At 35.7% G+C, this 5,544-nt stretch carries 9 protein-coding genes; 3 read left to right on the top strand and 6 right to left on the bottom strand.

Annotation, left to right across the window (positions count from 1 at the left end; all coding sequences use genetic code 11):
- Positions 1 to 27 precede the first annotated feature (27 nt).
- Positions 28 to 171 (bottom strand): hypothetical protein, encoded by a 144-nt coding sequence (locus ACKI67_RS03720; protein WP_407462042.1) that lies wholly within the window; start codon positions 169 to 171, stop codon positions 28 to 30.
- 48 nt (positions 172 to 219) lie between these two features.
- Complete coding sequence (locus tag ACKI67_RS03715) at positions 220 to 570, bottom strand: carboxymuconolactone decarboxylase family protein (protein WP_292740615.1); 351 nt, start codon at positions 568 to 570, stop codon at positions 220 to 222.
- Between the two features lie 447 nt (positions 571 to 1,017).
- On the opposite strand from ACKI67_RS03715, the gene ACKI67_RS03710 reads away from it, so the two are divergent.
- Positions 1,018 to 1,428: a C-GCAxxG-C-C family protein gene (locus tag ACKI67_RS03710; protein WP_292819514.1), complete on the top strand. Its 411-nt coding sequence runs from the start codon at positions 1,018 to 1,020 to the stop codon at positions 1,426 to 1,428.
- Between the two features lie 173 nt (positions 1,429 to 1,601).
- Here the strand turns inward: ACKI67_RS03710 and ACKI67_RS03705 are convergent, their stop codons facing one another.
- From ACKI67_RS03705 to ACKI67_RS03690, 4 genes are read right to left on the bottom strand one after another with little or no spacing between them, the layout of a single operon-like run.
- The gene (locus ACKI67_RS03705; protein WP_407378429.1) at positions 1,602 to 2,042 is read right to left on the bottom strand and encodes a cupin domain-containing protein; all 441 of its coding nucleotides are present in this window, start codon (positions 2,040 to 2,042) and stop codon (positions 1,602 to 1,604) included.
- Between the two features lie 20 nt (positions 2,043 to 2,062).
- A complete protein-coding gene (locus ACKI67_RS03700) occupies positions 2,063 to 2,914 on the bottom strand; it encodes an SDR family oxidoreductase (protein ID WP_407462041.1) in 852 nt (283 codons plus the stop codon).
- Positions 2,915 to 2,929: 15 nt separating this feature from the next.
- Positions 2,930 to 3,787, bottom strand: coding sequence for an aldo/keto reductase (locus tag ACKI67_RS03695; RefSeq protein WP_407378432.1), 858 nt, complete (start codon positions 3,785 to 3,787; stop codon positions 2,930 to 2,932).
- A 14-nt stretch (positions 3,788 to 3,801) separates the two neighbouring features.
- On the bottom strand, positions 3,802 to 4,230 hold the full coding sequence (locus ACKI67_RS03690) for a MarR family winged helix-turn-helix transcriptional regulator (RefSeq protein ID WP_292819526.1): 429 nt from the start codon (positions 4,228 to 4,230) through the stop codon (positions 3,802 to 3,804).
- Positions 4,231 to 4,347: 117 nt separating this feature from the next.
- On the opposite strand from ACKI67_RS03690, the gene ACKI67_RS03685 reads away from it, so the two are divergent.
- Both ACKI67_RS03685 and ACKI67_RS03680 read left to right on the top strand, forming a co-directional pair.
- On the top strand, positions 4,348 to 4,956 hold the full coding sequence (locus ACKI67_RS03685; protein WP_407462040.1) for a flavodoxin family protein: 609 nt from the start codon (positions 4,348 to 4,350) through the stop codon (positions 4,954 to 4,956).
- A 17-nt stretch (positions 4,957 to 4,973) separates the two neighbouring features.
- Positions 4,974 to 5,513: an acyltransferase gene (locus ACKI67_RS03680; RefSeq protein WP_407378435.1), complete on the top strand. Its 540-nt coding sequence runs from the start codon at positions 4,974 to 4,976 to the stop codon at positions 5,511 to 5,513.
- The last annotated feature ends 31 nt before the right edge of the window (positions 5,514 to 5,544 follow it).

Genomic DNA, 5,544 nt, shown 5'->3' with positions numbered 1-5,544 from the left:
AACAAAAAAGAAGAGCAAATATCACTCTTAAAATTTTGCTCTGTCTAGCACCCTATATAAAAATATTGAATTAAAGGAAATACCAGGAAAAATTACACTGACAGAACCTGTTAAGACAGTCATTGCAAATCCTGGAATGATTCTTTTTATCGCATTTTGTATTGCACTCATGATAAGGCAAATACTAGCTTAATTTAAAAAAAAATAGTAAGAGAAAATTTAGGCTTTATCTTCTCTTTCCTCTTCAATAGCTTCAGTAACGCTGTTTAAAATCTGAAGTGATTTGGAAAATGCAGGCATGCCTGAGGTTAACAATACTACTCTTAAAACATCAACGATTTCCTCTTTGGTAATGCCCAATACTTCAATTGCACTTCTCATCTGTTTTTTGGTAGCTCTCGGATCTGCACGGGAAGCGGTAATGCCGATAGCTATTAATTTTTGAGTTTTATAATCTAAAACCTTGCCGTCCCATACTGTATCGTTAATGCTAGATACCAATTCAAATAAGTCAGGATGACTGTCTTTTAACTCTCTTATACCTTTACCGTAATATACATCGCCTTTCATATTTTAACCTCTCCAAATAATACTTAATTAATATTTTAAGTTTCAAGTTATATATAATTAATAGCTATTTTTTCTTTTCATTTAACAGTTGATTTTGACATTAACATCAGCCATTTGAGATTTGAAAATTGCTTTGAAAAACCCTGCTATATGAGTTGAATCAAGTTTGATTTTCAATATCTCTGGCGTTAATGTCAGCAGCTCACCAAATGAAAGTTTTGAGAATTAACTTTGTTTAAACGAAATGTTCGTATTTTTATAGGGGTTCTTCATATAAATTAAAGAGTTTTAAGAGGCAAAATCGATAAGTATCGGAATTATTTTATATGTTCTGTCTGAAAATTTCTAAATCCTTGAAACATATGAAACATGCCTAGTAGGTAATGCCCGTAGTGCCATCCAGTTAATGCTATACATTGATAAGTCAAAATAATTAAATTATAATATATGAAAAATATAGAAAATGCTATTCAATTATTTGAAAACGGATATGTGTGTTCACAAGCGGTATTTGCAACATTTTCACAGAATTTAGGTCTTTCAGAAGAACAAGCCTTGAAAATCGGCGCATGCTTTGGCAGAGGTATGCGTAAAGGTGAAGTTTGCGGTGCTTGCACAGGTGCACTAATGGCATTAGGCCTTAAATATGGTGATAGTAAAACCAAAAGCAATGAAGTGTGTGAAAAATTTTTAGATGAATTTGAAAAGGAAAACAGATCATATATCTGTAGAGAGTTACTTAATTGTGACATTAGAACCGAAGAAGGTGTTAAATACGCATTGGATAATAATATATTCAAGGAGTTTTGTCCAAAAATGATTGAATCTGCAACTAAAATAACTGAAAATTACCTATAGATTTATGGTGTAGGTTAACTTTCAAAAATTTAATAATTACAGAAAAATAAATTCCCTATCCTAGTTTTAGTTCTGGAATTTGATAATCATGCGAACTATATCATACGTTTTATACGAATTGTTCGCATATTTGAGATTTGTTGTTGGTGATGGTTCAATAGTTATGTCTAATCTTAATCGATTAAATTCTTATAGTGTTCCTCATCTACTTCTTCTAACCATTCATTGCTTGTATCTTCACCGGGAACTTCAACAGCAATGTGTGAAAACCATGAATCTGCTTTTGCACCATGCCAATGCTTTACATTTGCAGGAATGGTAATTACAGTGCCAGGAACAAGACTTTTAGCTTCTTTGCCTTCTTCTTGATACCATCCTTCACCTGCTATACAAATCAAAATTTGTCCGCCTCCATTGCTTGCCTTGTGAATGTGCCAATTATTTCTGCATCCTGGTTCGAAAGTGACATTGGCAACAAATACTGGAGATTCTCCAAATTCATTTAAGGGATTTAGGTATGAGTTTCCGATAAAATATTGTGCAAAGGCATCGTTTGGACTGCCCATGCCAAAAATATTTGCCTTTTCAAAATCTTCTTTGTTTAAATATTTCATAATCTATGCCTCCTGTTTTTTTATTGTAATTCCAGGGAGTATCTTCCACTGGCTATTGATGCTATTACTCCACCGTCAACCAGGAGATCAATTCCTGTGATGAATGATGAGTCATCGCTCAATAGGAATTCTGCAGCTCTTGCAATCTCTTCTGATGTTCCTACTCTTTTTGCTGGGGATGAATTAATCATTTCCTGATAGGCATCACCTGCTGATTCAAATTCGTCATAGGCTAGTGGAGTTACTATGATTCCCGGTGAAATTGAGTTTATTCTCGCACCCCTGTCTGCCCAGGATGTTGCTGCGGCGGTTCTGACCTTTAGATGGTTTGCCCTTTTTGCAACTACATATGCCACACCTGAATTGACCATTGCATCATTTTTAATGAAATCCAAATCCTTTAACTCATCAGTTGATGCCAATGCAATTTGCTGTTCGACTTCAGGAGGCAAATTCATCATGTATCCAGTTTGGCTTGAGATGATGAGTCCTGCACCTCCTTTGGCCATATATTTTCCGAATATGTCAATTGCAAGGGATGTTGCAACAAGATCCAGGTTAATGATATGCTCCGGGCTTGCCTGGTTCGGTGATGCGCCTGCAGTGTGTATGTAATATTTAACATCTCCAAGTTCGTTGGCCCTTTTGGCAAACGCCTCAACGGATTCTGCATCCATTGCATCGACAACCTGTGTTTCCACGGCATATCCATTATATTTAAGCTCTTCTTCTCTTGCTTTAAGGTTATCTTCATTGATATCTCCTAAAAGTATTATCCTATTTGTACTTATTCTTTTTATTATTGCGGTTCCCATGCTTCCTGCACCAAGCAATGCGACTACTTCCCTATTTTCGTTTAAGTTAAATTCCATGTTTTTGCCTCCCTTCTATTCATTTGCATGCACATCAAATGCATTCATTAACATTTCACCTACGCCTGGAGCATCAGGGTCATGTGAACCTTTTCCAGTGTCCAATGCACGTAGCTTATCCATTTCGATGTCAGTTAGCTTGAAATCAAATATTTCCATGTTTGATTTGATTCTTTCGGGGGTCAATGATTTTGGAAACACGATTATTCCTTCCTGATTTTCAAATCTTAAGATTATCTGGCCTGCATTCTTGCCGTATTTTTCGGCAAGTTCCAAGATTATGGGATTATTTAATAAATCTGCATTTCCTCTGCCTAATGGTCCCCAAGCTTGGATTTTAACATCCAATGGATTTAAAATTTCTTTTAATTCCTTTTGCTGGATATATGGATTGAATTCAACCTGGTTGACTGAAGGTATTGAATCAAAATCAGGAACCCATTTGTTCCATAATTTCGGTGTCATGTTGCTCACGCCGACTGAGAGAACTTTTCCTTCTTCCTTGGCCTCTTCCAATGCCCTCCATGCTTCATCAACTTTGCCGTATGGCTGATGAAGTAGATATAAGTCCATATAATCTGTGCCTAATTTTTCCAGTGACAGGTCAATGGCTTTTTTGGCGTCCTCATATTCATAATCCTGTAGCCATAATTTGGAGGTAATCCAAATGTCTTCTCTTTCTACTTCACTGTCTTTTACGGCTTGACCCACTTCCTGTTCGTTGAAGTATGCTGTTGCTGTGTCGATGTGTCTTATTCCCAAATCGATTGCAGTTTTCACGGTTTCATATGTTGTTCCGTCTGCAGGAATCATGAATGTTCCAAATCCTATTGCTGGAATTTCCAATCCATCGTTTAATTTCATATATTCCATGTTGTCACCATATTTTAAATCATTGTTATTTTAAATAATATCTCTTTTAAAGTTTTGATTTCATCTTCACTAATGCCGGCTGTAACTTTATCTTCCCAGTTTTGTATGACTTCTATTAGTTCATCTGTCTTTTTGATTCCGTCATCTGTCAATTTGACTAGTTTTTTTCTCCTGTTTTCCGGATCCTCCTTTCGTGCAATATATCCATTGTCCTCAAATTTTCTTAAAAGCTTTGCAATGTATGCTCCGCTCACTTTAAACAATTCCACCAAATCATGTTGGGTTGCAACACCCTGGAATCTTATTCTTAAAAGAACAGAAAATTCCTTTAGTGTCAAATCATTGTAATTAAGGTTGGATTCATAATATGATCCATAACTTGAGATTAATTCCTCAACATAATGGTAAATGAATATGTTTTCTGGATTTTCATCGAATGTCATAATATCTAAACATAATTTTATGTATGCTAGTATAAATAGTTAATCATAGTTAATAGTTAACTTTATATAACAATCAATATAAATTAACTATTAAATTCAACAAAAAGAGTTGAAATCATGAAAGTATTATTAGTAAATGGAAGTCCAAATAAAGAAGGATGCACCTATGTAGCATTAAAGCAAATACAAAAAACCCTCAATGAAGAAAACATAAATTCTGAAATCTATCGTATGGGACATAAAGATATTAGGGGATGCATTGACTGTAGAAAATGCAGCGAACTTGGAAAATGCGTTTTTAATGATGAAGTCAATGCTTTTGTTGAAAAAGCAGAGGAATTTGACGGATTCATCTTTGGTGGACCGGTCTATTACGGTACAGTCAATCCGACATTGACAAACTTCATGACAAGAGTGTTTTTCTCTTCATTTTTTGGCGGAAAACGGATATTTCGCCTAAAACCTGCAGCTGCAGTTGCAAGTGCCAGGAGAGCGGGAACTATGACCGCAATCGATACAATCAACAGATTTTTCACATGGGCTGAAATGCCAATAATCAGCTCAACATACTGGAATGTAATCTATGGTACCAAAGCGGAAGAGGCACTGGAGGATCTGGAAGGATTAAGGACAATGACAACTCTTGCAAGAAATATGGCGTGGTTTTTAAAAATAAAAGAATTAAGTCTAAAAGAGGGAATTCCATTGCCACAACAAAGTAAATAAATTAAGGAGATGATAGAATGGAGAGAGTAGATTTGGATAAAATTTCACAGGAAGAATTGGAACAGTCAATCAAGCAATCAAAAGTCCTGTTTAAATTCAACCACACAGAGCCTATGACTGAAGAGTATGCAGCATTGCTTAATGAATTGCTCGATGGCAACATCGGAGAAAACAGCACTATCACTGCACCATTTGCCGGTGCAGCATTTCACAAAATGAAAATTGGAAATAATGTGTTTATCAACAGCAACTGCCTTGCAATGGCCAGAGGCGGAATCACAATAGAAGATGATGTAATGCTTGCAGGAAACGTTCAATTATTGTCCAATAATCATGATGAATATGAAAGACAGGTACTTTTATGCGAGAAAATCGTTATTAAAAAAGGGGCATGGATTGGAGCAGGTGTGAGTATTTTGCCTGGCGTCACAGTTGGAAAATATGCAATTGTTGGAGCGGGAGCCATTGTTACAAAAGATGTTCCGGATTATTCTGTGGCTGTAGGTGTGCCTGCAAAAGTTGTTAAAACACTTGATAAAGATAAATTTCCTGAATAAGAAGGTTTTAATATGAATGTATCTGTAATTA

The organism is Methanobrevibacter sp., from assembly GCF_045577275.1.
Lineage (GTDB): Archaea > Methanobacteriota > Methanobacteria > Methanobacteriales > Methanobacteriaceae > Methanobrevibacter.
This window is presented reverse-complemented; position numbering and strand designations above follow the sequence as displayed.

What these genes read in the sequence shown, in the direction of transcription:
- ACKI67_RS03720 (WP_407462042.1), bottom strand. Translation starts at nt 171, where the DNA reads ATGAGTGCAATACAAAATGCGATAAAAAGAATCATTCCAGGATTTGCA.
- ACKI67_RS03715 (WP_292740615.1), bottom strand. Translation starts at nt 570, where the DNA reads ATGAAAGGCGATGTATATTACGGTAAAGGTATAAGAGAGTTAAAAGAC.
- ACKI67_RS03710 (WP_292819514.1), top strand. Translation starts at nt 1,018, where the DNA reads ATGAAAAATATAGAAAATGCTATTCAATTATTTGAAAACGGATATGTG.
- ACKI67_RS03705 (WP_407378429.1), bottom strand. Translation starts at nt 2,042, where the DNA reads ATGAAATATTTAAACAAAGAAGATTTTGAAAAGGCAAATATTTTTGGC.
- ACKI67_RS03700 (WP_407462041.1), bottom strand. Translation starts at nt 2,914, where the DNA reads ATGGAATTTAACTTAAACGAAAATAGGGAAGTAGTCGCATTGCTTGGT.
- ACKI67_RS03695 (WP_407378432.1), bottom strand. Translation starts at nt 3,787, where the DNA reads ATGGAATATATGAAATTAAACGATGGATTGGAAATTCCAGCAATAGGA.
- ACKI67_RS03690 (WP_292819526.1), bottom strand. Translation starts at nt 4,230, where the DNA reads ATGACATTCGATGAAAATCCAGAAAACATATTCATTTACCATTATGTT.
- ACKI67_RS03685 (WP_407462040.1), top strand. Translation starts at nt 4,348, where the DNA reads ATGAAAGTATTATTAGTAAATGGAAGTCCAAATAAAGAAGGATGCACC.
- ACKI67_RS03680 (WP_407378435.1), top strand. Translation starts at nt 4,974, where the DNA reads ATGGAGAGAGTAGATTTGGATAAAATTTCACAGGAAGAATTGGAACAG.